The sequence below is a fragment of the Mesorhizobium sp. M0496 genome (assembly GCF_040321205.1).
GTDB lineage: Bacteria > Pseudomonadota > Alphaproteobacteria > Rhizobiales > Rhizobiaceae > Mesorhizobium.
Genome location: NZ_JAMYRC010000008.1, coordinates 76,037 through 101,905, shown reverse-complemented (window position 1 = coordinate 101,905; position 25,869 = coordinate 76,037). Strand labels below are relative to the sequence as shown.

The 25,869-nt window shown below is 62.3% G+C and carries 23 protein-coding genes; 15 read left to right on the top strand and 8 right to left on the bottom strand.

The genetic code is table 11. The features are described 5' to 3' along the window. Positions 1–90: 90 nt before the first annotated feature. Positions 91–558, bottom strand: a complete 468-nt coding sequence (locus tag NKI73_RS10495; RefSeq protein WP_352629225.1) for a peroxiredoxin — start codon at positions 556–558, stop codon at positions 91–93. Between the two features lie 95 nt (positions 559–653). Here NKI73_RS10495 and NKI73_RS10490 point away from each other — a divergent pair, with 95 nt between their 5' ends. Beyond that, the gene (locus NKI73_RS10490) at positions 654–4,034 is read left to right on the top strand and encodes a hypothetical protein (RefSeq protein ID WP_352629223.1); all 3,381 of its coding nucleotides are present in this window, start codon (positions 654–656) and stop codon (positions 4,032–4,034) included. A gap of 6 nt (positions 4,035–4,040) precedes the next feature. Here NKI73_RS10490 and tyrS read toward each other — a convergent pair whose 3' ends face one another. Next, positions 4,041–5,294: a tyrosine--tRNA ligase gene (tyrS, locus tag NKI73_RS10485; RefSeq protein ID WP_352629221.1), complete on the bottom strand. Its 1,254-nt coding sequence runs from the start codon at positions 5,292–5,294 to the stop codon at positions 4,041–4,043. On the opposite strand from tyrS, the gene NKI73_RS10480 reads away from it, so the two are divergent. The 3 genes from NKI73_RS10480 (at position 5,281) to NKI73_RS10470 (ending at position 8,152) form a co-directional block, all read left to right on the top strand. After that, a complete protein-coding gene (locus NKI73_RS10480; protein WP_352629219.1) occupies positions 5,281–5,565 on the top strand; it encodes a hypothetical protein in 285 nt (94 codons plus the stop codon). The two genes, tyrS and NKI73_RS10480, sit on opposite strands and share 14 nt — an antisense overlap. A gap of 73 nt (positions 5,566–5,638) precedes the next feature. Beyond that, positions 5,639–7,279: an ArnT family glycosyltransferase gene (locus NKI73_RS10475; protein ID WP_352629217.1), complete on the top strand. Its 1,641-nt coding sequence runs from the start codon at positions 5,639–5,641 to the stop codon at positions 7,277–7,279. 45 nt (positions 7,280–7,324) lie between these two features. Then, positions 7,325–8,152, top strand: a complete 828-nt coding sequence (locus NKI73_RS10470; protein WP_352629215.1) for a phosphatase PAP2 family protein — start codon at positions 7,325–7,327, stop codon at positions 8,150–8,152. Positions 8,153–8,173: 21 nt separating this feature from the next. On the opposite strand, the gene NKI73_RS10465 is transcribed toward NKI73_RS10470, so the two are convergent. Continuing rightward, positions 8,174–8,824, bottom strand: a complete 651-nt coding sequence (locus tag NKI73_RS10465) for an FMN-binding negative transcriptional regulator (RefSeq protein ID WP_352629214.1) — start codon at positions 8,822–8,824, stop codon at positions 8,174–8,176. An 18-nt stretch (positions 8,825–8,842) separates the two neighbouring features. Next, entirely contained in the window at positions 8,843–9,517 is a 675-nt protein-coding gene (locus NKI73_RS10460) for an alpha/beta hydrolase (RefSeq protein WP_013532163.1), read from the bottom strand. 237 nt (positions 9,518–9,754) lie between these two features. Between NKI73_RS10460 and NKI73_RS10455 the strand changes: the two genes are divergently transcribed. The 8 genes from NKI73_RS10455 to NKI73_RS10420 all read left to right on the top strand — a co-directional run bounded on the left by NKI73_RS10455 (position 9,755) and on the right by NKI73_RS10420 (position 17,402). Continuing rightward, on the top strand, positions 9,755–10,918 hold the full coding sequence (locus NKI73_RS10455) for a cysteine desulfurase family protein (RefSeq protein ID WP_352629212.1): 1,164 nt from the start codon (positions 9,755–9,757) through the stop codon (positions 10,916–10,918). Positions 10,919–11,161: 243 nt separating this feature from the next. Then, entirely contained in the window at positions 11,162–12,679 is a 1,518-nt protein-coding gene (sufB, locus tag NKI73_RS10450; RefSeq protein WP_352629210.1) for a Fe-S cluster assembly protein SufB, read from the top strand. 27 nt (positions 12,680–12,706) lie between these two features. Further along, on the top strand, positions 12,707–13,462 hold the full coding sequence (sufC, locus tag NKI73_RS10445) for a Fe-S cluster assembly ATPase SufC (RefSeq protein WP_056562278.1): 756 nt from the start codon (positions 12,707–12,709) through the stop codon (positions 13,460–13,462). Positions 13,463–13,481: 19 nt separating this feature from the next. Beyond that, positions 13,482–14,750, top strand: coding sequence for a Fe-S cluster assembly protein SufD (sufD, locus tag NKI73_RS10440; protein WP_352629198.1), 1,269 nt, complete (start codon positions 13,482–13,484; stop codon positions 14,748–14,750). A 4-nt stretch (positions 14,751–14,754) separates the two neighbouring features. Continuing rightward, the gene (locus NKI73_RS10435) at positions 14,755–15,999 is read left to right on the top strand and encodes a cysteine desulfurase (RefSeq protein ID WP_352629195.1); all 1,245 of its coding nucleotides are present in this window, start codon (positions 14,755–14,757) and stop codon (positions 15,997–15,999) included. A gap of 21 nt (positions 16,000–16,020) precedes the next feature. Further along, positions 16,021–16,413 (top strand): SUF system Fe-S cluster assembly protein, encoded by a 393-nt coding sequence (locus tag NKI73_RS10430; RefSeq protein WP_352629194.1) that lies wholly within the window; start codon positions 16,021–16,023, stop codon positions 16,411–16,413. 100 nt (positions 16,414–16,513) lie between these two features. Beyond that, a complete protein-coding gene (sufA, locus tag NKI73_RS10425; RefSeq protein ID WP_352629193.1) occupies positions 16,514–16,894 on the top strand; it encodes a Fe-S cluster assembly scaffold SufA in 381 nt (126 codons plus the stop codon). A gap of 130 nt (positions 16,895–17,024) precedes the next feature. After that, positions 17,025–17,402, top strand: a complete 378-nt coding sequence (locus tag NKI73_RS10420) for a hypothetical protein (RefSeq protein ID WP_352629191.1) — start codon at positions 17,025–17,027, stop codon at positions 17,400–17,402. A gap of 8 nt (positions 17,403–17,410) precedes the next feature. On the opposite strand, the gene NKI73_RS10415 is transcribed toward NKI73_RS10420, so the two are convergent. Further along, positions 17,411–17,908: a GFA family protein gene (locus NKI73_RS10415; protein ID WP_352629189.1), complete on the bottom strand. Its 498-nt coding sequence runs from the start codon at positions 17,906–17,908 to the stop codon at positions 17,411–17,413. A gap of 89 nt (positions 17,909–17,997) precedes the next feature. Between NKI73_RS10415 and NKI73_RS10410 the strand changes: the two genes are divergently transcribed. Then, the gene (locus NKI73_RS10410) at positions 17,998–18,321 is read left to right on the top strand and encodes a TfoX/Sxy family protein (protein WP_352629187.1); all 324 of its coding nucleotides are present in this window, start codon (positions 17,998–18,000) and stop codon (positions 18,319–18,321) included. Between the two features lie 214 nt (positions 18,322–18,535). On the opposite strand, the gene NKI73_RS10405 is transcribed toward NKI73_RS10410, so the two are convergent. Next, the gene (locus NKI73_RS10405) at positions 18,536–19,453 is read right to left on the bottom strand and encodes a pseudouridine-5'-phosphate glycosidase (protein WP_352629185.1); all 918 of its coding nucleotides are present in this window, start codon (positions 19,451–19,453) and stop codon (positions 18,536–18,538) included. A 75-nt stretch (positions 19,454–19,528) separates the two neighbouring features. Continuing rightward, a complete protein-coding gene (locus tag NKI73_RS10400; protein WP_352629183.1) occupies positions 19,529–20,473 on the bottom strand; it encodes a carbohydrate kinase family protein in 945 nt (314 codons plus the stop codon). A 281-nt stretch (positions 20,474–20,754) separates the two neighbouring features. Here NKI73_RS10400 and recA point away from each other — a divergent pair, with 281 nt between their 5' ends. Both recA and alaS read left to right on the top strand, forming a co-directional pair. Then, the gene (gene recA / locus NKI73_RS10395; protein ID WP_057145834.1) at positions 20,755–21,852 is read left to right on the top strand and encodes a recombinase RecA; all 1,098 of its coding nucleotides are present in this window, start codon (positions 20,755–20,757) and stop codon (positions 21,850–21,852) included. A 296-nt stretch (positions 21,853–22,148) separates the two neighbouring features. Further along, positions 22,149–24,815, top strand: coding sequence for an alanine--tRNA ligase (alaS, locus tag NKI73_RS10390; RefSeq protein ID WP_352629181.1), 2,667 nt, complete (start codon positions 22,149–22,151; stop codon positions 24,813–24,815). Between the two features lie 421 nt (positions 24,816–25,236). On the opposite strand, the gene NKI73_RS10385 is transcribed toward alaS, so the two are convergent. After that, complete coding sequence (locus NKI73_RS10385) at positions 25,237–25,863, bottom strand: glutathione S-transferase family protein (protein ID WP_352629179.1); 627 nt, start codon at positions 25,861–25,863, stop codon at positions 25,237–25,239. Positions 25,864–25,869: the final 6 nt, after the last annotated feature.

Genomic DNA, 25,869 nt, shown 5'->3' with positions numbered 1-25,869 from the left:
AACAAAGGCTTGTGGTGCCGGCTTGCCGGCGGCGATTGCCCGTCAAGCGGGTATAAGGTTGTGGGGGCGCGCCAGCCGTGCCGGTAAACCTTAAAGCGCACGAACGGCCTCGAGCACTTCCTCGGCATGGCCCTTGACCCGAACCTTGCGCCAAATCCCAGCGATCCGCCCGTCGCGGCCGATCAGGAACGTCGCGCGCTCGACGCCCATGTATTTGCGGCCATACATCGATTTCTCGACCCACAGATGATAGGCTTCGATCACCTTGCGCTCCTCGTCGGCGGCAAGGTCGATGGTGAGATCGTATTTCGACTTGAACTTGTCATGCTTCTTGGCGCTGTCGGGCGACAGGCCGATCACCACGGCTCCGGCCTTCTCGAACTCCGGCTTCAGCTGCGAAAAACTGATCGCCTCTTGCGTGCAGCTTGTTGTGTCGTCCTGCGGATAGAAATAGAGCACAATGGGCTTGCCGGAGGATGCGGCAAGGCTGAGTGATCCGCCGCCGTCCCGCGGCAGATCGAATTGCGGCGCAAGATCGCCTACGTCGAGGTCAGCCATACCGATGCCCTTGTTTGTGGTTACGCGCGAAGCCTCACCGATATAGTGTCGAGCGGGGATTCGTCCACGATCGAGTTCGTACAACGGAAAATTGCGTGGATCAGGAGCAACCGCAGCACGAGAAGATCAGGTTCAGGCGTGATGAGATCACCGACCTGGGGGCCTTTCCGTCCGCCTGCCGCGTGCCGCCGCTCGGCCAGGCGCGGATCGGACGCGGCTTTCGTATCCTGGCAAGGGCATTCGCCGGTTTCGCCAGCCTCGTCTTGTTGGCGGCAGTCGTCGTCTATCTCATCGGTGCGTCAGGCGTCGGCTCCGAACGGCTTCGGACGGAAGCGGAAGCGGCTCTCGAGAAACTGGCCGGTGTCGATGTCAATGTCGCGGTCGGGCCTGCCCGCATCACCCTTGACGGATCGAGCTTCATTGCCTTGCAGGTCAGCGACGTCAGCCTGAAGACCTCTGACGGCAAGCCGATGGCCGATGCCGGCCGGGTGCGTTTCGGCGTGCGTCTGTTTCCGCTGCTGTGGGGGGAGGTGCGGCTGACCAGCGCCAGGATTTCCGATGCCCGCATCGTCGTGGCGGCGATGCCATCCGGCGGCGACTGGACCACGACCCTGCGCAATGCGGACGGCCTCATCGATCCGGAGAAGCTGTCCAATGCGGTGTTCGGAAACGTCAACCGCGCACTCGATGCCGTGCGGGAAGATTCGCTGCGCCAGATCGATCTTCGCAATGTCGAATTCGTGCTGCCCGAAACCGGAACGATCAAGCTCGTCAAGATAACCGACGCCACCGTCGTGCAATCGGGACCGGGCGGCATGCAGTTTTCATCCGAGGCGGATGTCGACGGCAGGACGGTTACAGTTGCTGCCTCAGCCACCCGCGATATCGCGGCACACCGCGTCACGGCGCTGGATGCCAGCATCGATCTGGCGGATGCCGGCGACCTCACGGCCGCTGCCGGCAAGTTGGGCGCGGTCGCGCTGAAGCTGACGGGATCGGAAGGATCGGGGGTGAATGCATCGCGGCTGATGGCCCTTTTGTCGTCGACGGGTTCCATCCTCGATCTCGGCACACGCGGGCTGTTGCCGGCTGACGTCGATCTCAATGCTACACTTGTTGCCGGCAGCAACAAGGTCCAGGTCGACAGATTGCTGCTGAAGACCGGCCGGTCGACATTCGATTTCGCCGGTTCGATCGGGCCGAAGCCGGCAACCGGAGCGTCGGGTGAGGAACCCTCCTATCGCTACGACCTGACCAGCGACGGTTCGTCGCTTGCACCTTCGGAGTCGCCTGAGCCGGCGCTCACCTTCCTTGCGCGGATTGCCGGTGTCTACAACACGGTGAGCCACAGACTGGTCGCCGAGCAGATCGCGCTTCGGTCCGCCGCCTCCGGCGAGGTGCTTGGCACCGCTGCCGTGGCCTTCGTCGAGGGCAAGGCGCCGGGGATCAATCTGGCGTTCAACATCCACGATATGCAGGTTTCTCACGTCAAGCAGCTTTGGCCGTGGTTTTCAGCGCGCAACGCCCGGCTGTGGGTGCTGGCCAATCTGTTCGGCGGCCGCGTCGTCGACGCCAACCTCCAGTTCCAGGTCGTGCCGGGCCGCTTGGGCAACGGCGTGCCGCTTTCCGCCGACGAGGTGTTCGGCCGCTTCCAGATCGAGGGATCGCGCTTCGACACGGCCGGCCGCATCCCGCCGATACGCGACGCGGTTGGCGTCGTCGGATTCCACGGCAACGATGTCGACATCTCCCTGTCCTCGGGCACCGTCTATATGCCCAGCGGTCGCACCGTGGCAGCCAGCAACGGCACGCTGACGGTCAAGGCGGCCAACCGCCCGCCGGTCGTCGGCGCGCTCGACATCGACGTCGACGGCGACGCGTCCGCTGTTGCCGAACTTGCATCCTACGAGCCGATCAACGCCATGCGCCATGTCGGCATTCTGCCGGAAGAGCTGTCGGGCAGCGTTACCGGCCACGTCAAGGCGGACATTCCGCTGCAGACCGGCGTCGACTCCTCAAAGCTCGATTGGCTGGTGTCGCTCGACTACACCGGCATGTCCTTGGCCAAGCCGTTCGAGGGGCAGACGGTGACTGATGCCGACGGTTCGATCACCGTCGACCCGGAAAAGGCGGTGATCTCCGCCAAGGCATCGCTGAACGGGATTCCGGCCGAACTCGATCTGATCGAGCCGTTGAGGGACGACGGGCCGGCACGCAGCCGCAAGGTGGCTTTGGTGCTCGACGACAAGATCCGTGCCGCCGCAATGCCCGGCCTGAAGCCGCTGCTCGGCGGAACGGTGAAGGTCGCGATCGACAAGAACGGCAGCGGCGACCAGAACGTCTCGGCCGACCTGACCAATGCCAGGTTGGACATTCCCTGGGCGGGTTGGAGCAAGGGGGCAGGGGTTCCCGCCAATGTCACCTTCGTGATGACCAAGTCCGGCGACACGACGACGCTGTCCGACTTCGACCTCGACGGAAAGACGTTCTCCATCGACGGCAGCATCGTACTGGTCAATGGCGCCTTGTCGTCGGCACGGTTCAGCAAGGTCACCTTGAACAGGGGCGACGACGTCGCGGTGTCGGTGAAGCGATCCGGCAAGGGCTATGCGGTCGACATATCGGGCAACGCGCTGGATGCCCGCTCTCTCATCAAGCAGTTCACCTCGGACGTCGACACGGCGACCAAGACCACCGGTTCCGACGCCATTTCCGTCAGCGCCGATGTCGATCAGCTGACCGGTTTCCACGACGAGCAATTGTCCAACTTGAAGCTCGACTACAGCGCGGCCGGTTCGCGGGTGAACGGGCTGAAAGTCAGCGCCACGGCAAGTTCGGGCGCCGCCATAAGCATCAGCAATACCACCGGTGCCGGCCGACGCGCGCTCAACATGCAGTCCGCGGACGCCGGCGCCATTCTGAGGTTCCTCAACATCTACGAGCACATGGAAGGCGGAACGATCACGCTGGCGCTGGCGGGGCCGAGCGATGGATCGCTGAAGGGCAAGGTCGACACCAGCAACTTTTTCGTGGTCAACGAACCGAAGCTGGCTTCCATCGTCTCGACCACGCCGGCCGGCGACAGCCGCAGCCTCAATCAGGCGGTCAAGGGCAAGCTGGACACGTCGCGGGTGAAGTTCGAACGCGGTTACGCCGAGATCGACAAAGGCAGCGGCTATCTGAAACTGGCCAATGGCGTGTTGCGCGGCCCGCGCATCGGCACGACGTTCCAGGGCACGCTCTACGACCAGAACAACAACATGGACATGACCGGCACATTCATGCCGGTCTATGGCCTCAATCGCATCTTCGGCGAATTGCCCATCGTTGGCGCGCTGCTCGGCAATGGCCGAGACCGCGGCCTGATCGGCGTCACCTACCGGCTCAAGGGCAATGCCAACAAGCCGCTGCTCGACATCAATCCGCTGTCGGTGATCGCGCCTGGAATATTCAGGTCGATCTTCGAGTATCGGTAAGAGGCCTCAAGCTGGCCGCACCAGAATGTGTTTTTTCTTTCCCAAAGAAAGCTTTACGACGTTTTCCGGACTCAAATCCTCTGAAGTCACCAGCCGGCGCTCGTCGCTGACCGGCTCGTCGTTCAGGCGCACGGCACCGCCTTGCACATGCCGCCGCGCCTCGCCGTTCGACGCCGCCAGTCCGGCGGTGACGAGCAGCGACAGGACGCCGACGCCGGCTTCGAGCGCTGCCTTGTCAACCTCGACGCTCGGCAATGTTTCGGCGAGCGCGCCTTCCTCGAACGTCTTGCGTGCCGTGTCGCTGGCTTGCTCAGCGGTTGCGCGGCCGTGCAGCAAGGCGGTGATCTCGGTGGCGAGGATTTTCTTCGCCTCGTTGATTTCGGACCCGCCGAGCCGCTCAAGCCGTGCGACCTCGTCCAGCGGCAATGTCGTGTAGAGTTTCAGGAAGCGGGCAACGTCGGCATCCTCGGTGTTGCGCCAGTACTGCCAGAATTCATAGGGGCTCAGCATCTCCGCATCGAGCCACACCGCGCCCGAGGCAGACTTGCCCATCTTGGCGCCCGACGAGGTGGTAAGCAGCGGCGTGGTCAGCGCATAAAGCTGCGCGTTCTCCATGCGGTGGCCGAGATCGATGCCGTTGATGATATTGCCCCACTGGTCGGAGCCACCCATCTGCAGGCGGCAGCCAAGACGCTTGTAAAGCTCGACGAAATCATAGGCTTGCAGGATCATGTAGTTGAATTCGAGGAACGACAGCGACTGCTCGCGATCGAGCCGGAGCTTGACGGAATCGAAGGCCAGCATGCGGTTGACGGAAAAGTGACGGCCGACGTCCCGTAGGAAATTGACGTAGTTGATCTCCATCAGCCAGTCGGCGTTGTTGACCATGATGGCGTCGATCGGACCGCTGCCGAACTTGAGATACGGCATGAAGTTGCGGCGGATGCCGGCGAGATTGTCGTCGATGTCCTGCGGGGTCAGCAGCTTGCGCGCCTCGTCCTTGAAGGACGGGTCGCCGATCATCGAGGTGCCGCCACCCATCAGCGCGATGGGCCGATGACCGGTCTGCTGCAGCCAGTGCAGCATCATGATCTGGATCAGCGAGCCGGCATGCAGGCTTTTGGCGGTCGCGTCGAAGCCGATATAGGCGGTCACCGTCTCCTTGGCGAAGATATTGTCGAGGCCGGCATCATCCGAAGTCTGGTGGATGAAACCGCGCTCGCTCATCGTGCGCAGGAAATCGGATTTGAAGGCGGACATTGTTTCTTTCCCGAAAGCGCCCGGCCGCTGTGGCTCGGATGTGCATGAACGCGGGCGTTTAGCATCCAAGCGCGATCAGCAAAAGTGGTTTCCGGTTTTGCGTCTGATCGCGCTTCAACAGAGAACTCGCGATCAGCAAAAGTGGTTTCCGGTTTTGTGTCTGATCGCGCTTCAACAGAGAACTCGCGATCAGCAAAAGTGGTTTCCGGTTTTGCGGCCCAAGCGGATGGCGTTGCGAATCCTTGCTTCGCCGTTTTGGCTGGCGTATTGAGGCGCCGCGCAGGGGGCAGGGCCGAAGCGCCGCGACGGGGCCATCCCGCAGATCAGATCCGGAAAGCTCCGCGATGAACAGGAACTATATCTTTCTCTTTCTGTTCAGCGTGCTGATGACTTTCAGCGGACTGGCGAGCCTTCCGCCCGTCGACCGCGACGAATCCCGTTTTGTCCAGGCCACCAAGCAGATGGTCGAAACCTCCGACTATGTCGACATCCGTTTTCAGGATGCCTCGCGCTACAAGAAGCCGATCGGCATCTACTGGCTGCAATCGGCGGCCGTGGCGCTGAGCGGCGAGGGCGCGGCGGCGCCGATCTGGGTCTACCGCCTCGTCTCCATGCTTGGCATTGCCCTGGCCGTCGTCGGCATCGCCTGGACGGGCACGAAGCTCTTCGGGGCCAATGCGGGTCTCGCCGCCGGCCTGATGATGGCGGCGATCTTCGCCACCGCCTTCGAGGGCCGCGACGCCAAGACCGACGCCATGCTGCTGGCCTGCTGCGTGGCGGCCCAAGGCGCGCTCGCCCAGATCTACCTGGCAGCGCGCCGCAAGGAACCGGTAGCCGCCCACCTGCCATGGATCTTCTGGGCAGCTCAAGGGCTGGGAATTCTTATCAAGGGGCCTGTCGCCCCGCTGTTGTCGGTGCTCACGGTTGCCGCGCTGTTCGCCTTCGAGCGCGACTGGCGCTGGCTTCTGAAGCTGAAGCTCGTGCGCGGTGTCGCTCTGGTGCTTCTTATCGTGTTGCCCTGGGTCGCCCTCATCACCTGGAAGAGCGGCGGCGCCTTTCTGCAGGATGCCGTCGGCAAGGACATGGTGGCCAAGGTCGCGTCGGGCGAGGAATCGCATGGCCTGCCGCCCGGTTTCTACATGCTGACCTATTCGCTGTTCATGTGGCCCTTCGGCCTGATCGCGGTCGGCGCCGGGCTCCAGGCCCTTAACCGCTTGCGCGACGATCCCCGGCTGCGCTTCTGCCTCGCCTGGTACATTCCGTTCTGGCTGGTGTTCGAACTGATCCCGACCAAGCTGCCGCACTATGTCCTGCCGGCCTATCCCGGCATGGCGCTGCTGATCGGCTGGCTGCTGACATTGTCGCCGCAGGAGGCGAATGCGCCGCTCAGACGCTGGCAGAATTGGTTGTGGTGGTCGACAGCATTCGGTCTTGCCGTGGTCAGCCTCGGCCTGGCGGCGGTCTGCGTTGGAGCGCCGCTCTACCTCACCGGCACCTTCTCCTGGAGCATCCCGGCCGCCGCGGCAGCACTGGCGGCGGGCTACTTCGCTTTTTCCAGGGAGCTGCAAGTGCCGCTGCGCCGCATCGGCGCCATCGCGGTCTGCGCCGGCATCACCTATGGCTTGCTGTTCGGCGTCATCGCGCCTTCGCTGAAGCCGATCTGGCTGAGCCCGGCAATCGAGGCGGCGGTCCGCGCCAACCGACCTTGCGACACCACGGTGCTCGCCTCGGCGGAATATCACGAGCCGAGCCTGGTGTTCCTTGTCGGCACGAAAACGGTTCTGACCGATGTCGATGGCGTCGCCAGACATCTGCTTGGCGACCCGGCCTGTGCGCTGGCCCTGGCGCAGGTCGGCGACGAGCAGAAATTGAATGGGCTGCTGGCGGCACAAGGCAAGTCGGCGAACCGCGTTGCCCAGATCGACGGGCTCAACTATTCGTCGGGAGACAAACTGTCGCTCGGCCTCTATCGTGTGGCCAAATGATCGCTCGTCGATGCCCATGACGGCAACAATGGGGTCGAATTTCCAATGCTGGTGAAATCGCGCCCCTGCGTTTCCAGCCTGCTCCTTGGGATAGGGCGTCGATCCCTGGACAATTTTCGCGATACGATACAGATCGCCAAGAGGCGCTTTGCCATCCGTCCGGCCAGATACCCGAACATTTTGTGGTCGGTCTGGGTGCTGGTCTGGGTTTTGCTGACGGCAGCAGCGTTTGTTCGCCTCGACACACCGGCTGGATTGCTGCATGGCCAGTGGTCAGCGAGATTTGCTCGTCTTGCCGACTTTTTCACGCAATTCGGCCTGGGCGGCTGGTATCTCATTCCGTCGGCGATTGTGCTCGTCGCCGCCAATTTGACGGATTGGCGAAGCCTTTCAAGGCGCTCGCTGATGCTCGCCTACAACTGGACCTGCCTGGCTTTCCTCGTGCTGAGCGCCGCAGGCCTATCCGGCCTCGCCGTCAATCTGCTGAAATACGCGATCGGTCGGGCTCGTCCGCTCTATTTCGGCGATTTTGGTGTGCTGGCCTTGCATCCTTTCGCCTTTGATGCGCGCTTCGCCGGCTTCCCGTCCGGCCATGCTACGACGATGGGTGCGGTGTTCGGGGTCGCTCTGCTTTTGTTTCCAAGGCGCTGGTACATCGCATTGGCGATCACGGCCTGCATCGCCTCGACGCGGGTCTTCGTCGGCGTGCATTATCCCAGCGACACGGTAGCAGGCTTCGGCCTTGGCTGCGCCTTCGCGCTGGCCTGCGGGCTGGTCTTTGCCCGGCTCGGCTTCATCTTTCGCCCGATGCCATCGGGATTGCCGGCGCGCAAAGCAACGTTTCGGCTGGTCGGGCCGAGACGGAAGGCCTGAGCGCTCGGTTTTGGCCGAAGCTTAATTTCCTTCCAGACCGCCGTAGGATCTCACCAGGCCGGCCATGTCGGGCGACGAGCGCTCTTCGCTTTCGAGCCCCTGCGCAACGCCGACGCGATCGGCCACAGGCCGGTTCTGGCTGACCTTCCACTTGCCGTGGATTTCGCTGATCTCGATTTCCAGCCCGATAATGCCCTTGATCTGCGACTGGATGAACGGCTCCGGCGCGTCGGTCACTGCCCAGGGCGCTTGGCGAGCGCCTTCCTGGGACGCCGTCAGATCGGCGATCTGCTGCGCCAGCCAGTCCTGGTCATCGATAACCTTGACGGTGCCGCGAACCTGCACGGTGGCATAGTTCCAGGTCGGCACCACCTTGCCGGTCTCGCGCTTGGTCTCGTACCAGGACGGCGTCACATAGGCATCGCTGCCCTGGAAGACGATTAGCACCGGTGAATCCGGATTTTCGGCCAACAGGCGCCATTGCGGGTTGGCCCGCGCCAGATGCGCGCGCAGCCTGCCGTTCGGCTCAACGTCGGCGTCGAGCAGGAACGGGATGGCGTTGGCGACCGGCCCCTCGGGCCCGTTGGAAATCAACAGGCCCAGCGGATGCGCCCGGATCAACCCGTGCAGGATCTCCGGCCGCGTTTCCCTGAAATGGGGAGGCTCGTACATCGCCGCTTCGTCCTTTGCTCATCTCAGCCGCTTTGGCCGCGGATCCGACAATTCACCGGCCAGCCGGCGGTCGAGATAATCAGCGCATTCCTCGAGCAACAGGTCGGCGTCATTGGAGAAGAAATGGTTGGCGCCGGGCAGAGTCTTCTGCGTGATGGTGATGCCTTTTTGCGTGTGCAACTTGTCGACCAGGCCCTGCACATCCTTCGGCGGCGCCACCTTGTCGGCATCGCCATGGATGATCAGGCCCGATGACGGGCAGGGCGCCAGGAACGAGAAATCATAGGTGTTGGGCTGCGGCGCGATCGAGATGAAGCCTTCGATCTCCGGCCGGCGCATCAGAAGTTGCATGCCGATCCAGGAGCCGAAGGAGTAGCCGGCGACCCAGCAGCTCTTGGAATCCGGATGCAGCGACTGCACCCAATCCAGCGCCGCGGCGGCATCCGACAACTCGCCGGTGCCGTGATCGAACTCGCCCTGGCTGCGGCCGATGCCGCGGAAATTGAAGCGAAGCGTGGTGAAATCCCGCTTCTGGAACATGTAGAAGAGGTCGTAGACGATCTTGTTGTTCATCGTGCCGCCGAACTGGGGGTGCGGGTGCAGGACGATGGCAATCGGCGCGCTCTTTTCCTTGGAAGGCTGGTAGCGACCCTCCAGGCGGCCGGCAGGACCGGTGAAAATGACCTCAGGCATAAAATACTCCACTTGCGTACGAATGCGCGGCGCCCGGAACGTGTCTTCCTCTGGCCTTGACGCAGGGCGAGCGTCTTCTTAGAAGCTAGTTTAGAATTGTTCAAAACTGAGTGGCAAGACACCGAGCCGGGCCACCCGCGCCGCAAGCCGCGTAAATAGGACGGCTCGCCTTGGAATTTCAAGGAAATAACGCGATACGTCGGCGGAATGGCTTCTAACGGGACCAACTGGACGAAAATGGCCGCAATACGCGCCTATCTCGACTATAATGCCAGTGCGCCGCTGCTTGCCGCGGCGCGCGAGGCTATGGTCGCGGCGCTCGATGTCTCTGCCAACCCGTCGTCGGTTCATGCCGAGGGGCGCGCTGCACGGCGCCTGATCGAGAACGCAAGGCGTGACGTGGCGGCGCTGGTCAACGCCAAGTCAGAGCATGTCGTGTTCACCTCCGGCGCGACGGAAGCCGCGTCGACGCTGCTTTCGCCCGACTGGCAGATGGGACGCGGTGCTGTGCGCATGAGCCGGCTCTACGTGTCCGGGGCCGACCATCCCTGCCTGTTGAACGGCGGGCGCTTCCCGGCAGCACAGGTGACGCGGATCGGTGTCGATGCCAACGGCATCGCCGATCTCGGCCCCTTGGCGGCTGCGCTTGGCGAGCATGACAAGGCCGACGGCCTGCCGCTGGTCGCCATCCACGCCGCCAACAACGAGACCGGCGTCATCCAGCCGATCGATCGTATCGCCGAAATTGTTAAGGCGGCGGGCGGCATCCTCGTCGTCGACGCCGTCCAGGCTGCGGGGCGCGTTTCAATCGACATGTCAGCGGGTTACGCCGATTATCTGATTCTGTCCTCGCACAAGATCGGCGGCCCCAAAGGCGTCGGCGCCATCGTCGCCGCTTCCGACCTGATGATGCCTAGGCCGCTGATCAATGGCGGTGGCCAGGAAAAGGGCCATCGCGGTGGCACCGAAAACCTCGCCGCCATCGCCGGTTTTGGCGCGGCTGCACGCGAGGCGCTTGTCGGATTGCAGGCCATGGATGCGGTGCGACATCGCCGCGACGAGATAGAAACCATCGTGAAAACGCTGGTGCCGGACGCGGAAATCTTCGGAACTGGTGCGCCAAGGCTTGCCAACACGACATTCTTCGCTATTGCGGGCGTCAAGGCCGAAACCGCGCAGATCGCCTTCGATCTGGCGGGTGTGGCGCTATCGGCCGGCTCCGCTTGTTCGTCGGGCAAGGTCGGACCGAGCCATGTGCTGAAAGCCATGGGATACGGTGACAGTTTTGGCGCCTTGCGCGTGTCGATCGGTTCAGCGACCGGCGCGCAGGACATTGAATTGTTCCGCGCCGCGCTTGCGGGAATTGCCGCACGTAGGGCGGATAGAGAACAGGCCGCGTGAGCGGTTGGGAGCATCGGACCGAAAAGTGCGTAGCGGTTTTCGGGAAAATCCGATGCTTCAGGAAAATGTACTTGGGCCATTCGGCCTGGTAGAGCCGTGCGTTTTCATGTTGGCCGGGTGAATTTCCGGTCGCGACGCACTATATGGAACTTACGCTGCCGCGAGCGCTTCCTGGCGTTCATTCGGCGGTGCCATAGTTTGAAAACTGTCGGGCCTTGACCCCGGCGTGGATGGAGAACGCATATGCCTGCTGTGCAGGACACGATCGATCGGGTCCGAAAGATCGACGTCGACCAATACAAATACGGATTCCAGACCGAAATCGCGATGGACAAGGCCCCCAAGGGCCTCAGCGAAGACATCATCCGTTTCATTTCGGCCAAGAAGGACGAGCCGTCCTGGATGCTGGAATGGCGTCTGGAAGCCTATCGCCGTTGGCTGACGCTGGACGAGCCGACCTGGGCGCGCGTCCACTATCCCAAGATCGATTTCCAGGACATCTACTATTACGCGGCGCCCAAGAGCACGCCCGGCCCGACGTCGCTCAGCGATGTCGATCCAGAACTGCTGAAGGTCTACGAGAAGCTCGGCATTCCGTTGAGGGAACAGGAAATCCTCGCTGGCGTGCAGAAGACCGACGCTTCCGAGCTCGAGGAAGTCAGCGACAATGTCTACAAATCGGGCCGCGTCGCCGTCGATGCCGTGTTCGATTCCGTATCGGTCGTCACCACCTTCAAGAAAGAGCTGGCGCAGGCTGGAGTCATCTTCTGCTCCATCTCGGAAGCCATCCGCGAGCATCCCGAGCTGGTGAAGAAATACCTCGGCTCGGTCGTGCCGACCTCCGACAATTACTACGCCACGCTGAACTCCGCCGTGTTCACCGATGGCTCCTTCGTCTTCGTGCCCAAGGGCGTGCGTTGCCCGATGGAGCTGTCGACCTATTTCCGCATGAACGAGAAGAACACCGGTCAGTTCGAGCGCACGCTGATCATCGCCGAGGAGGGGGCTTACGTCTCCTATCTCGAAGGTTGCACGGCGCCGCAGCGCGACGAGAACCAGCTTCACGCTGCCGTCGTCGAACTGGTGGCGCTCGACGATGCCGAGATCAAATATTCGACGGTTCAGAACTGGTATCCCGGCGACGCCGAGGGCAAGGGCGGCATCTACAATTTCGTCACCAAGCGCGGCGACTGCCGTGGCCATCGCTCGAAGATCTCGTGGACGCAGGTCGAGACCGGTTCGGCGATCACCTGGAAATACCCGAGCTGTATCCTGCGCGGCGACGATTCCAGCGGCGAATTCTATTCGATCGCCGTGTCGAACGGCTATCAGCAGGTCGATAGCGGCACCAAGATGATCCATCTCGGCAAGAACACGTCGAGCCGCATCATCTCCAAGGGCATCGCCGCCGGGTTCTCGCAGAACACCTATCGCGGCCAGGTTTCGGCGCACCGCAAGGCGACCAACGCCCGCAACTTCACCAACTGCGACAGTCTGCTGATCGGCGACCAGTGCGGCGCGCACACCGTGCCTTACATGGAAGCCAAGAACTCGACGGCACAGTTCGAGCATGAAGCCACGACCTCGAAGATTTCCGAGGATCAGAAATTCTACGTCATGCAGCGCGGCATCCCCGAAGAAGAGGCGATCGCGCTGATCGTCAACGGCTTCGTCAAGGACGTCATCCAGCAGTTGCCGATGGAATTCGCGGTCGAAGCGCAAAAGCTGATCGGAATTTCGCTTGAGGGCTCGGTCGGCTGACCGGATAAATATTCAGGAAACAAAAGAATGCTTGAAATCAGAAACCTGCATGCCCGCATCGTCGATGACGGCACCGAGATCATCCGCGGCTTGAACCTGACGGTGAAAGCCGGCGAAGTCGCTGCCATCATGGGACCGAACGGCTCGGGCAAATCGACGCTGTCCTACATCCTCGCCGGCCGCGAGGACTATGAGGTCACCGAGGGCGACATCCTCTACAACGGCCAGTCGATCCTCGAAATGGATCCGGCCGAGCGTGCCACGTCGGGCATCTTCCTCGCCTTCCAGTATCCGATGGAGATACCGGGCGTAGCGACCATGGAATTCCTGAAAGTTGCGATGAACGAGCAGCGCAAGGCGCGTGGCGAAGAGCCGCTGAAGATACCCGAATTCCTGAAGCGGGTGAAGGAAGCCGCCGCCTCGCTCAGCATGGACATGGCGATGCTGAAGCGGCCGCTCAATGTCGGCTTCTCCGGCGGCGAGAAGAAGCGCGCCGAGATCCTGCAGATGAAGCTGCTGGAGCCGAAGCTGTGCGTGCTCGACGAGACCGATTCCGGCCTCGACATCGACGCGCTGAAGATCGTGTCCGACGGCGTCAATGCTTTGCGCGCACCGGATCGCGCGTTTCTGGTCATCACCCATTACCAGCGCCTGCTCGAACACATCGTGCCGGACAGCGTGCACGTGCTCTACAAGGGCCAGGTCATCAAGTCGGGCGACAAGTCGCTGGCGCTTGATCTTGAGGCCAATGGCTATGCCGGCGTGATCGGCGAAGCCGCGTGAGATGCCAGAGGGCAGATTGATGAATATGCACACACAACCGCAGCGGACGCAGGCCGAAACAGCGTTGATCGACGCGTTCGGCGACCGGCTGTCGCTGCTGCCGGGCGATGGCGCGGTGATGCTGAAGCGCGACGACGCTATCGAGGCGATCAAGCACGGCCTGCCGACGCGGCGTGTCGAATCCTGGCATTACACCGACCTGCGCCGGCTGTTGAATGCGGTGCCCGACTTCGACCCGGCCGCCATGGCCAAGGCCATTGCACCGATCGTCGACGGTTCTGCTGTGGTGTCGATTCTGAACGGCAAGTCCGACGCGAAGATGCCGGCGGTCGAAGGCGTCGCCTTCCAGCCTCTGTCGGAGAAGCTGCTTGATGGCAGCATCGCGCCAGGGCTCGATCCCTATGGCAGCGATGACGCCATCGGCGCGCTGAACACGGCGTTCGTCGCCGACGGATATTTTGTCGACATCGCCGATGGCACTGAACTGGAAAAGCCGATCGAACTGCAGAATTTGCAGGCTGGTGGCCAGACCCATGTGCGCCTGCCGGTGCGTGTCGGCGCTGGCGCCAAGGCGGTCATCGTCGAGCGTCAGGCGGGTGACGGCGCTGCGCTGGTCAGCTCGGTCAGCCAGCTGGTGCTGGGCGAGGGCGCCGAGGTGACATGGCTGATCGTCCAGGAGCAGCCGGAAACCGCAACGCATCTGGCGCAGTTCAAGGCCCATATCGGCAAGAATGCCAAACTGACCCTGTTCGTCATGAACGCCGGCGGTAAGCTCGTGCGCCAGGAGATCGTGGTCAGGACTATTGGTGAAGGCGCCGATTTCAAGCTGCGCGGCATCAACCTGCTTGCCGGAGACACCCACACCGACGTGACCATGGTGCTCGACCATGCCGTGCCGCATACGACCTCGACGGAAGTGATACGCAACGTGGTGACGGGCAAGGCGCGCGGCGTCTTCCAGGGCCGCATCAACGTCCACCAATACGCGCAGAAGACAAACGCCAAGATGGCCTGCAACACGCTGCTGCTGTCGGACGACGGCGAGTTCTCGACCAAGCCCGAGCTTGAAATCTTCGCCGACGACGTCATCTGCGGCCATGGCGCGACCGTCACCGAGATCGACCACGACCATTTGTTCTACCTGATGGCACGCGGCGTCGACGAGAAGACCGCGCGGGGGTTGCTGGTCAAGGCATTCGTCGCCGAGGTGATCGAGGAACTGGACGACGAGACGATCGTCGAGGCGCTGGAAGCGCGGCTCGACGGCTGGTTTGTGGCACACGGGTGAAGTGATGAACGCGCCGGGCAAGATCGGAGATTTCTACGACGTCGAAGCGATCCGCCGCGATTTCCCGATCCTGTCGCGGGAAGTCTATGGCAAGCCGTTGGTCTATCTCGACAATGGCGCCTCGGCACAGAAGCCGCAGGCGGTGCTGGATACGATCCAGCACGCCTATTCCCAGGAATACGCCAACGTCCATCGCGGCCTGCATTTCCTCTCCAATGCCGCGACTGACGCGTATGAAAAGGCGCGGGAAACGGTGCGCCGTTTCCTCAACGCGCCAAGCACCGACAACATCGTCTTCACCTCGAACACGACCTCGGCCATCAACACGGTCGCCTATGGCTTTGGCATGCCCAACATCGGCGAGGGCGACGAGATCGTGCTGTCGATCATGGAGCACCACTCCAACATCGTTCCCTGGCATTTCATCCGCGAGCGGCAGGGCGCCAAGCTGGTCTGGGCGCCGGTCGACGATCTCGGCGTCTTCCAAATCGAGGAATTCGAGAAGCGGCTGACCAGCAAGACAAAGCTCGTCGCCATCACGCAGATGTCGAATGCGCTGGGCACAGTGACGCCGATCAAGGAGATCGTACGGATCGCCCATTCGCGTGGAATTCCCGTCCTCGTAGACGGCAGCCAGAGCGCCGTGCACATGCCGATTGACGTGCAGGATCTCGACTGCGACTTCTTCGTCTTCACCGGCCACAAGGTCTACGGCCCCTCGGGCATCGGTGTGCTCTACGGCAAGAAGGACATTCTTGCGGGCATGCGCCCCTTCATGGGCGGTGGCGAGATGATCGAGGAGGTGACGGAAGACATCGTCACCTACAACGAGCCGCCACACCGCTTCGAGGCCGGCACGCCGCCGATCGTGCAGGCGATCGGACTGGGCGCCGCGCTCGACTATATGGAAAAGATCGGCCGCGAGCGCATTGCGGCCCATGAGGCCGACCTCAAGAACTATGCGCATGAGCGGCTGCGCGCCATCAACTCGCTGCGCATCTTCGGCGACGCACCGGATAAGGGCGCCATCATCTCGTTCGAATTGCAGGGTATTCACGCGCACGATGTGTCGATGGTCATTGATCGGCAAGGCGTTGCAGTCCGCGCGGGCACCCATTGCGCCCAGCCGCTGTTGAAACGCTTCGGCGTAACCTCCACATGCAGGGCATCGTTCGGCATGTATAACACCAGGGCCGAAGTCGACGCTTTGGCCGAGGCGCTTGAAAAAGCGCGCAAATTCTTCGGATGATGATTTTTTTGGGTGACGACCATGGATGATGTGAGCCACACCACCGAGACCGCACCGGAAGCAGCCATCAATTCGCTGGTTTCCGCCTCGGCGATTCCCGCCGACGAACTGGCGCGGCTGACCGACGATATCGTCTCGGCGCTGAAGACCGTCTACGACCCGGAAATCCCGGCCGATATCTACGAGCTTGGCCTCATCTACAAGATCGACATCGAGGACAATCGCGCGGTCAAGATCGACATGACGCTGACCGCACCGGGCTGCCCGGTGGCCGGCGAAATGCCCGGCTGGGTGGAAAACGCCGTCGGCGCCGTCGAGGGCGTGTCCGGCGTCGAGGTCAACATGACCTTCGATCCGCCCTGGTCGCCCGATCGCATGTCGGAAGAGGCGCAGGTCGCGGTGGGTTGGTACTAGTGTCGAGCCTGGCACACTTGCGCCAGTCATAAAACTTCACCATTTTAGGTGAGGAATCATTCGGCAGGCCTCGAACCTGCATGGAATGGAAGGAAAAAGAATGGGACGCTTCGCCGTCATCACGATGACCGAAAAGGCCGCCGACCGGGTGCGCGAGATCGTTGCCACCCGCGATAACGCGCATGGCATCCGCCTTGGCATCAAGAAGGGCGGCTGCGCCGGCATGGAATACACGGTCGATCTGGTGACCGAACCGAACACCAAGGACGACCATATCGAGCGCGACGGTGCCCATGTCTATGTCGCGCCGGAAGCAGCCCTTTTCCTGTTCGGCACCGAGATGGATTTTGAGCAGACGACGCTGCGCACCGGCTTCACCTTCAGCAACCCAAACCAGAGTTCGGCCTGCGGTTGCGGCGAGTCTGTCGAATTGAAGCCGGCCGATCTGAAGGCGCTGGCAGAGGCACGCGCCTCGGCCTGATGCGCGGCCGAGATTCCGACATCGTTGGATAAATCAAAAGGTCGTGGCGCAATTCACACTAAATAGAGCGTCGCCATTATATAATTTTTCGGTGTCTAGCGCTTGATGACCTTTGAAGCGGAGTCTTTCCGTGAACAGCCAGATCGCACCATTGGTTCTCGCATCGACATTGATTATGTCTTTTGCCATTTTTGCATATTACCGTGTCTATCGGTATGTGAAGGGTAGTCTGGTTTTGCCGATGAATTTAAGCGACCGTCAGATACGGATGTCTCTTGATTTTCATGTATTCGGTAAGTCGATACCGAACAATATAAAGCTACTTTATCTCGCGTTCGAATTTTGCATCCCGGCTGCTGCCGCTTTATTCGGAGTTTGTGCGTTCGAGGTGCATAGAGTCGATATGGTTGTACTCCTTGGTCTTGTAACCATTTTCAGTTTGATGGCCGCCTTTGGCGGAGTTTACAAAATGATCAAAGCGCATCGGGAGTCTGCTCCTTTCGCGTAGCGAAATCGCTAATCCACCCACATACCCGTCCGTTTGTGCCAGTCGGCGATCGATTCCTCGGGATAAACGTCGAAGACCTTGTCGTGCTTGCCAACCACCGGCTCGACCCAGTTCGCCTTGTATTTCAGCATCAAATGCACCCGGCTAGGCGGAATGGGCAGGTCGTTGTCGATCGCCGAAGCGAAGGGATGCACCAGTTCCGGCCAGGTCGGATCGTAGAGCCACAACGCCGATCCGCATTTGCGACAAAAATTGCGTTCGCCCGACGATATCTCGCAATTCGGATGCTCATCGTCCTGGATGCTGGCGCGGTAGACGCCGAGGCTCCTTTTGCCCCTGATGTTCAAGGTCTCGTAGTCGGCGCCGAGATTGATGGCAAAACCGCCGCCGCCTTGCTGCTTGCGGCAGATCGAACAGTAGCACAGCATGAATGGCGCCGGCGTGTGGCTCTCCACCTCGAAACGCACGGCATTGCAGCGGCAGGACCCTTTGAGCAAAAGCGGCATGGCAAAACTCCAACGGATGGCTCTCAACCTGTCAGCATGATTTTGGTTGCGGCGATGACAAGGCCAAATGCCGGTGACATGATCGCGGCATGGACAATGAACGTATCGCCGAACTGTTCGAGGGCCTCGGCCCGGTCAGCATCCGAAAACTGTTCGGCGGCAAGGGCATCTATTTCGACGGCGTCATCGTCGCCATCGTGCTGCGCGGCGAATTGATGCTGAAGGCAGACGACCAAAGCGTGCCCGAATTCGAGGCCGCCGGCTGCACGCAATGGACCTATACCGGCTCCCGCCACGGCAAGCAGGTCTCCATGCCCTATTGGAGCGTTCCCGACAGCGCCTTCGATGATCCCGACGAAATGACGGTCTGGGCAAGGCGGGCGTATGAGGCGGGACGAAGGGCGGGGAAGTGACGCCAGCCTTGGGACGGTCGAGGGACAGCACCCCCCTCTGGCCTGCCGGCCATCTCCCCCGCAAGGAGGGAGATTGGCAGCTTTGGCGCTTCGCTCACTTTCTTCACCGTTGAAGATTTGCGAAGACCGCGATGACATCCAATCTCCCCCCTTGCGGGGGAGATGTCCGGCAGGACAGAGGGGGGTGCTGTCCCGCCGACCTTGGCGGCACTCCCTAAAGCGCCTTGGCAATCCTCGCCGCCAGCCTTGCATTGTTCTCCACCAGCGCGATGTTGGTCTTGAGGCTCCGGCCGCCGGTCAGTTCGAGGATTTTCGACAGCAGGAACGGCGTCACCGCCTTGCCGGTCACGTTGAGCGCTTCCGCTGCCTTCTGCGCGGCTTCGATGTAACCTGCCATCTCTTCGGCCGGTATTTCGTGGTTCTCGGGCACCGGATTGGCGATCAGCATGCCGCCGGTGAGCCCCAGCGAAGCCCGAGTCTGGTAGAAATGCGCGATCTCTTCCGGTTTGTGCAGGGTTAGCGGCGCGCGGAACGGCGAATGCCGCGACCAGAAGGCCGGCATCGTCTCGCAGCCATGGCCGATCACCGGCACGCCGCGCGTTTCCAGCACTTCCAGCGTCTTTTCGATGTCGAGGATGGCCTTGGCGCCGGCCGACACGACGATGACCGGCGTGCGCGCCAGTTCGTCGAGGTCGGCGGAAATGTCAAAGCTCTTTTCGGCACCCTTGTGCACGCCGCCGATGCCGCCGGTGGCAAACACCTTTATGCCGACCATATGCGCCGCGATCATGGTGGCGGCGACCGTGGTGCCGCCGGTGCGCCCTTGCGCGACCGCGAAGCCGAGGTCGGCGCGCGACAGCTTCATGGCGTCGCCGGTCATCGCCAGCGATTCGCGCTCGCCGTCCGAAAGCCCGATCTTGATGCGGCCGCCGACCACGGCGATCGTCGCCGGCACGGCGCCGCCGTCGGTAATGATCTTTTCGACATCGGCCGCCATGGCGCCATTGTCGGGGTAGGGCATGCCATGGGTGATGATGGTGCTTTCCAGCGCCACCACCGGCCGGCCGGCGGCCAGGGCCTGCGCCACCGGCGCGTGGATGTCGATGAAGGGGCGGGCTGTCTCTGGGGTCATCTGGATCTCCAATCCGGAGTGAAGCGCATCTGGTTGGGCGCGCGAAAAAACTCCGGCACTATGAATTTGCCGGTCTCATGCCACTTCCTGCGCATCCGGCACAAGAGCCAACGCTTCCGCGAAGGTCGCCGCGGTGAAATCCGGAACGGCGTCGGCGCTTTCGATGGCCAGCGTCGCCGCGGCAATGCCCTCGCGCAGGGCCACCCGCAGCGGCAGGCCGCGCAGCAAGGCAGCAACCGTTGCGCCCGCCAGCGCATCGCCGGCGCCGGTGACGTCAGCGACCTTTCTTGGCGGCGGCGGCAGGATCGAGAAGACGCCGGCGTCATCGAAGCCCAGCATGGCACCGCCGCCCGCCGTCACCACGCCGCTCTTGAGCCCCGCGCGTTTCAGCCCGGCGACGATGTCTTGCGGGGAAGCCGCCGCGTCCAGGTCTGCCAGCGCGATCGCTTCGCGCCGGTTCATGAAGACGACGGCCAGATTGCCGAGCACCGGCTTCAAACGCACGATCTTGGCCGGCGAAATGGCAATGGCGAAGACGGGTTTGCCGGCAGCAAGCGAAACCAGCCGCTCCAGTGCCGCCGTCGGCAGGTTGGCATCGCAGAAGATGGCATCGGCGGCCGCGATTACCTCGCGCACCCTGGAGCGTCTGATCTGCTTGGGAAACGCCAGGTCATAGAGCGCCATGTCGGCAAAGCCGACGATCAATTCGCCCTCGCTGTCGATCAGCGCCGTATAGCTCGGCGTGGTGCGATCGAGGAACACCGCGGACAGGTCGGCAATGCCTGCCGCGGCGATGGCTCGTGAAACGGTATCGGCAGCGGCATCGCCGCCGCGCACCGAGAGCAGCGACGCGGAGACGCCACGCAGTACGGCACTGCGCAGGGCGTTGAAGACGCCGCCGCCGACATCCTCGCGCATCGTGCCCGGATTGGATGCGGCGGGCACGTAAGCGCCCGACACCTGGCCACGCCGGTCGATATGGGCGCCGCCAACGGCCAGTATTTTCGCGGATCTCAGCATGCCGGCGATATGACCTTTGTTATTCCAGCCGCACAAGCGCTAGACTGCGTGACTGAACTTCGCTTGCAAGGCAGCGATTCGGCAGACCGAAACACTCGAGCCGGCTGGCCCAATGCGGGATGCGGTCCTGCACGAGGTCCTGGTACGAAAAAAGAACAAATCCGGATATTGGTTGTTTTTCAGATATTTGACCCCTCTTGCCAAACGAGAACAAAAAAGGTACAAATAGGCAGGGATTACGGATTGTCCGGCCTTCATTGACGACCAAGGGGTGATGTATCATGGCTCAGAATTCTTTGCGGCTTGTAGAGGACAAAGCGGTGGACAAATCAAAGGCTCTGGATGCGGCGCTGTCGCAAATCGAGCGGGCTTTCGGCAAGGGCTCGATCATGCGGCTCGGCGCGAACGAGCAGGTCGTCGAGATCGAAACGGTGCCGACCGGCTCGCTTGGCCTTGACATCGCGCTTGGCGTCGGTGGCCTGCCGCGCGGCCGCATCGTCGAGATCTACGGGCCGGAAAGCTCGGGCAAGACGACGCTGGCCCTGCACACGGTGGCCGAAGCCCAGAAGAAGGGCGGCATCTGCGCCTTCGTCGATGCCGAGCATGCGCTCGATCCGGTCTATGCCCGCAAGCTTGGCGTCGATCTGGAAAACCTTCTGATCTCGCAGCCCGACACCGGTGAGCAGGCGCTGGAAATCTGCGACACGCTGGTGCGCTCCGGCGCCATCGACGTGCTGGTGGTCGATTCGGTCGCGGCGCTGACGCCACGCGCCGAAATCGAAGGCGAGATGGGCGATTCGCTGCCCGGCCTGCAGGCCCGCCTGATGAGCCAGGCGCTGCGCAAGCTGACCGCCTCGATCTCGCGTTCCAACACCATGGTCATCTTCATCAACCAGATCCGCATGAAGATCGGCGTCATGTTCGGTTCGCCCGAAACCACGACCGGTGGCAACGCGCTGAAATTCTACGCCTCGGTGCGCCTCGACATCCGTCGCATCGGCTCGGTCAAAGACCGCGATGAGGTCGTCGGCAACCAGACCCGCGTCAAGGTGGTCAAGAACAAGCTGGCGCCGCCCTTCAAGGTGGTCGAGTTCGACATCATGTATGGTGAGGGCGTGTCCAAGACCGGCGAACTGGTCGATCTCGGCGTCAAGGCCGGCGTGGTCGAGAAGTCGGGCGCCTGGTTCTCCTACAATTCGCAACGTCTCGGCCAGGGCCGCGAGAATGCAAAGCTGTTCCTGCGCGACAACCCCGACACCGCGCGCGAGATCGAATTGGCTCTCAGGCAGAATGCCGGGCTGATTGCCGAGAAGTTCCTTGAGAATGGCGGCTCCGAAGGTGGCGACGACGGTTTCGAGGAAGAATCCGGCGCGATGTAACAGCTTCGTGCGCGATACCGGCCGGAGTTCGGCCATAATCGCGTTCTATTATCTCGGGCTTATGTAATCGAGTTCCGCGTTTATTGCGTTTTGAAACCGCCGGCCCAGCGCCGGCGGTTTTGCGTTTCGGCTGCGAAGCCAGGCGGGTTCGAACTGCCCGCAAAGGCTGCGCATTGGACCAATTCCGTGTTTCTGGACAGGGTGCGGCGCGGCGGCTAAAAGGCCAAGTCTTATCTTCTAAGACGCAGCCCATTTTCCGCCGGTTTGCCGGCGGCTCTCTCGAAAAGGCAGCATTCATGAGTGGCGTGAACGAAATCCGGTCGACATTTCTCGACTACTTCCGCAAGGAGGGTCACGAGATCGTCGCGTCGAGCCCGCTTGTGCCGCGCAACGATCCGACGCTGATGTTCACCAACGCCGGCATGGTGCAGTTCAAGAACGTCTTCACCGGATTGGAGAAGCGGCCCTATTCGCGCGCCTCGACCGCCCAGAAGAGCGTTCGCGCCGGCGGCAAGCACAACGACCTCGACAATGTCGGCTACACCGCGCGCCATCTGACCTTCTTCGAGATGCTCGGCAATTTCTCCTTTGGCGACTACTTCAAGGAGCGCGCCATCGAGCTTGCCTGGAACCTGATCACCAAGGAGTTCGGGCTGAACAAGGACAAGCTGCTGGTCACCGTCTACCACACGGACGATGAGGCGGCCGGCTTCTGGAAGAAGATCGCCGGGTTTTCCGACGACCGCATCATTCGAATCGCTACCTCGGACAATTTCTGGGCGATGGGCGACACCGGGCCGTGCGGACCGTGCTCGGAGATTTTCATCGACCGCGGCGAGCACATCTGGGGCGGTCCTCCCGGCAGCCCCGAAGAGGACGGCGACCGTTTCCTCGAATTCTGGAACCTGGTTTTCATGCAGTATGAACAGGTGACGAAAGAGGAGCGCATCGATCTGCCGCGCCCGTCGATCGACACCGGCATGGGCCTGGAGCGCATGGCGTCCGTCCTGCAAGGGGTGGAAAGCGTCTTCGAGACCGATCTGTTCCGTCATCTGATCGAGGCGGCGTCGTCCGCTATCGGGCACGGGCCCGACAAGGAGACGGGCGCGTCCTTCCGCGTCATCGCCGATCACCTGCGCTCGTCTTCTTTCCTGGTGGCAGACGGCGTGCTGCCGTCAAACGAAGGCCGCGGCTATGTCCTGCGCCGCATCATGCGCCGCGCCATGCGTCATGCGCAGCTGCTCGGTGCCCGCGATCCCCTGATGTGGCGCTTGGTGCCGGCGCTGGTGCGCGAGATGGGCCAGGCCTATCCGGAACTTGTGCGCGGCGAACAGTTGATCACCGAGACCCTGAAGCTCGAGGAGACCAGGTTCCGCAAGACATTGGTGCGCGGCCTCGGCCTGCTCTCGGAAGCGACGGAAACACTGCATGCCGGCGACATGCTAGACGGCGAGACGGCCTTCAAGCTCTACGACACCTACGGTTTCCCGCTCGATCTGACGCAGGACGCGCTGCGCCAGCGCAGCATCTCGGTCGATCTTGCCGGCTTCACCAATGCCATGGAGCAGCAGAAGGCCGAGGCTCGCAAGCATTGGGCTGGCTCCGGCGATGCGGCCACCGAGACCATCTGGTTTTCGGTACGCGAGAAGGCGGGCGCCACCGAATTTCTGGGCTACGAGACCGAGCAGGCGGAAGGCATCATCCAGGCGCTTGTCCGGGACGGCAAGACCGTCGACAGCGCGGGCAAAGGCGATGCGGTGGCGATCGTCGTCAACCAGACGCCGTTCTATGCAGAGTCCGGCGGCCAGATGGGCGACACCGGCGTCATTTCGGGCGAAGGGTTCTCGATCGAAATCTCCGATACGCAGAAGAAGGCCGATGGACTGTTCGTCCATATCGGCAAGGTGACCAGCGGCACGGTCAAGGCCGGCGCGGCGGTCGAGCTTAAGGTCGACCATAACAGGCGCTCCAGGCTGCGTGCGAACCATTCCGCGACGCATCTGATCCATGAGGCGCTGCGCGAGGTGCTGGGTAGCCATGTCGCGCAGAAGGGCTCGCTGGTCGCGCCGGAGCGTCTGCGCTTCGACATCTCGCACAACAAGCCGATTTCACCGGAGGATATCGAAGAGGTCGAGCGCATGGCCAACGAGATCGTCGTGCAGAACGGCCCGGTGAACACGCGCCTGATGTCGGTCGACGATGCCATCGCCGAAGGCGCCATGGCGCTTTTTGGCGAGAAGTATGGTGACGAAGTGCGCGTCGTTTCGATGGGCACGGGCGTGCATGGCGCCAAGGCCAACCGGCCCTATTCGGTCGAGCTATGCGGCGGCACGCATGTCAGGGCGACCGGCGATATCGGCCTGGTGCGTGTCGTGTCGGACAGCGCGGTCGCCGCCGGCGTGCGCCGCATTGAGGCGCTGACCGGCGAGGCGGCACGCAAGCATCTCGACGAGCAGGATCGGCGTCTGAAATCGGCCGCCGCGACGCTGAAGATATCGCCGGCCGACGTGCCGGCGCGTGTCGAGGCGCTGCTCGACGAGCGCAAGAAGCTCGAAAAGGAACTGACCGAAGCGCGCAAGAAGCTGGCGCTGGGCGGCGGTGCAGGGGCGGGTGCGCCAGCCGAGAACGAGACGGTGGCGGGGGTCGGCTTCCTTGGCAAGGCGGTCTCCGGTGTCTCGCCGAAGGATTTGAAGCCGCTGGCCGATGCCGGCAAGACCTCGCTGGGTTCGGGCGTCGTCGTCTTCGTAGGCGCCGGTGAGGACAACAAGGCGAGCGTCGTGGTTGCCGTCACCGACGATCTCGTCGGCCGTTTCAGCGCCGTCGATCTGGTGCGCGTGGCCTCCGCCGCGCTCGGCGGGCAGGGCGGCGGCGGTCGGCCAGACATGGCCCAGGCCGGTGGTCCGGATGCGTCCAAGGCCAATGATGCGATCGCCGCGGTAAGGGCTGCACTCGAAGCCGCCTGACTAACGGCCGTCACGGCGGGGAGCCCTATCTTGCTGGGTAGTGCTGCCCCTCATCTGGCTGCCGCCATCTTCTTCCCGTGAACGGCAGGGCTAACGCATATGGAATTCGTCAGATGTCTGCCCGGCACGGACCCCCACCCCTAACCCCTCCCCACAAGGGGGAGGGAGACTTCCGTTGGCGCTGACGCAGGAGGATCGCCTGTCTTTTCGGCGCCAAGAGGAATTAAGGCACGCGGCAGCGTTCCCTCCCCCTTGTGGGGAGGGTTAGGGTGGGGGTTCTTCTTCGCAAGAATTCATATGCGATAGCCCTGCCGTGAACGGGGAGAAGGGCGCTTTCGCGCACGATTTCGCTAATTGCCAGTGTTGAAGGGTAGCCGCAGAGATCGCGGCCAGCGCCACATGGGTACGGCGAAACCGAAGATCACTCGGTCTTTTCGGTTCTGACAAAGCTTGAACGAGCTGAAATCCGCTCCCACCAAGCCTGGATCTCGGGAAATTCGGCCAGCAGGCTTTGCCCTTCGGCGACCTTGACGAAATAACCCATGATTGGCGCCGCATAGAAATCGGCCAGGGTCAGCTGGTCGCCCAGCAGCCACGGCCCTGGCGCTTTCAGCGAGGAAAGCGTCTGAAGCGCCTTGCTTGCCTGCGAAAGCCCGCTGGCGATCAGTGCCTCGTCGGGGGCTTCTTTCTCCAGCCGCTCGACGGCGACATCCCAGACCATCGATTTGTAGGCATAAGCGTCAAGCATGCCGAGGATCTGGTTCGTGGTCGCGCGGCCGCGCGGATCCTTCGGCTGAAAGCTCGGCCCGTCAAACGCCTCGTCGATATATCTGGCAATCGCGCTCGTCTCGAACAGCCGAAACCCATCATGCTCGAAGGCCGGGATGCGGCCGAACGGGTGGTGCTCGAAATACCAGGCGGGAATGCCATCAGTGGCAAAGACATCGACCGGCACAAGCGCGTAGTCGATGCCTTTTTCCGCGAGTACGAGGCGGACGATGCGCACATAGACGCTGTAATCCGCCCCGTAGACGACGGGCTTGCCCATGGTAGC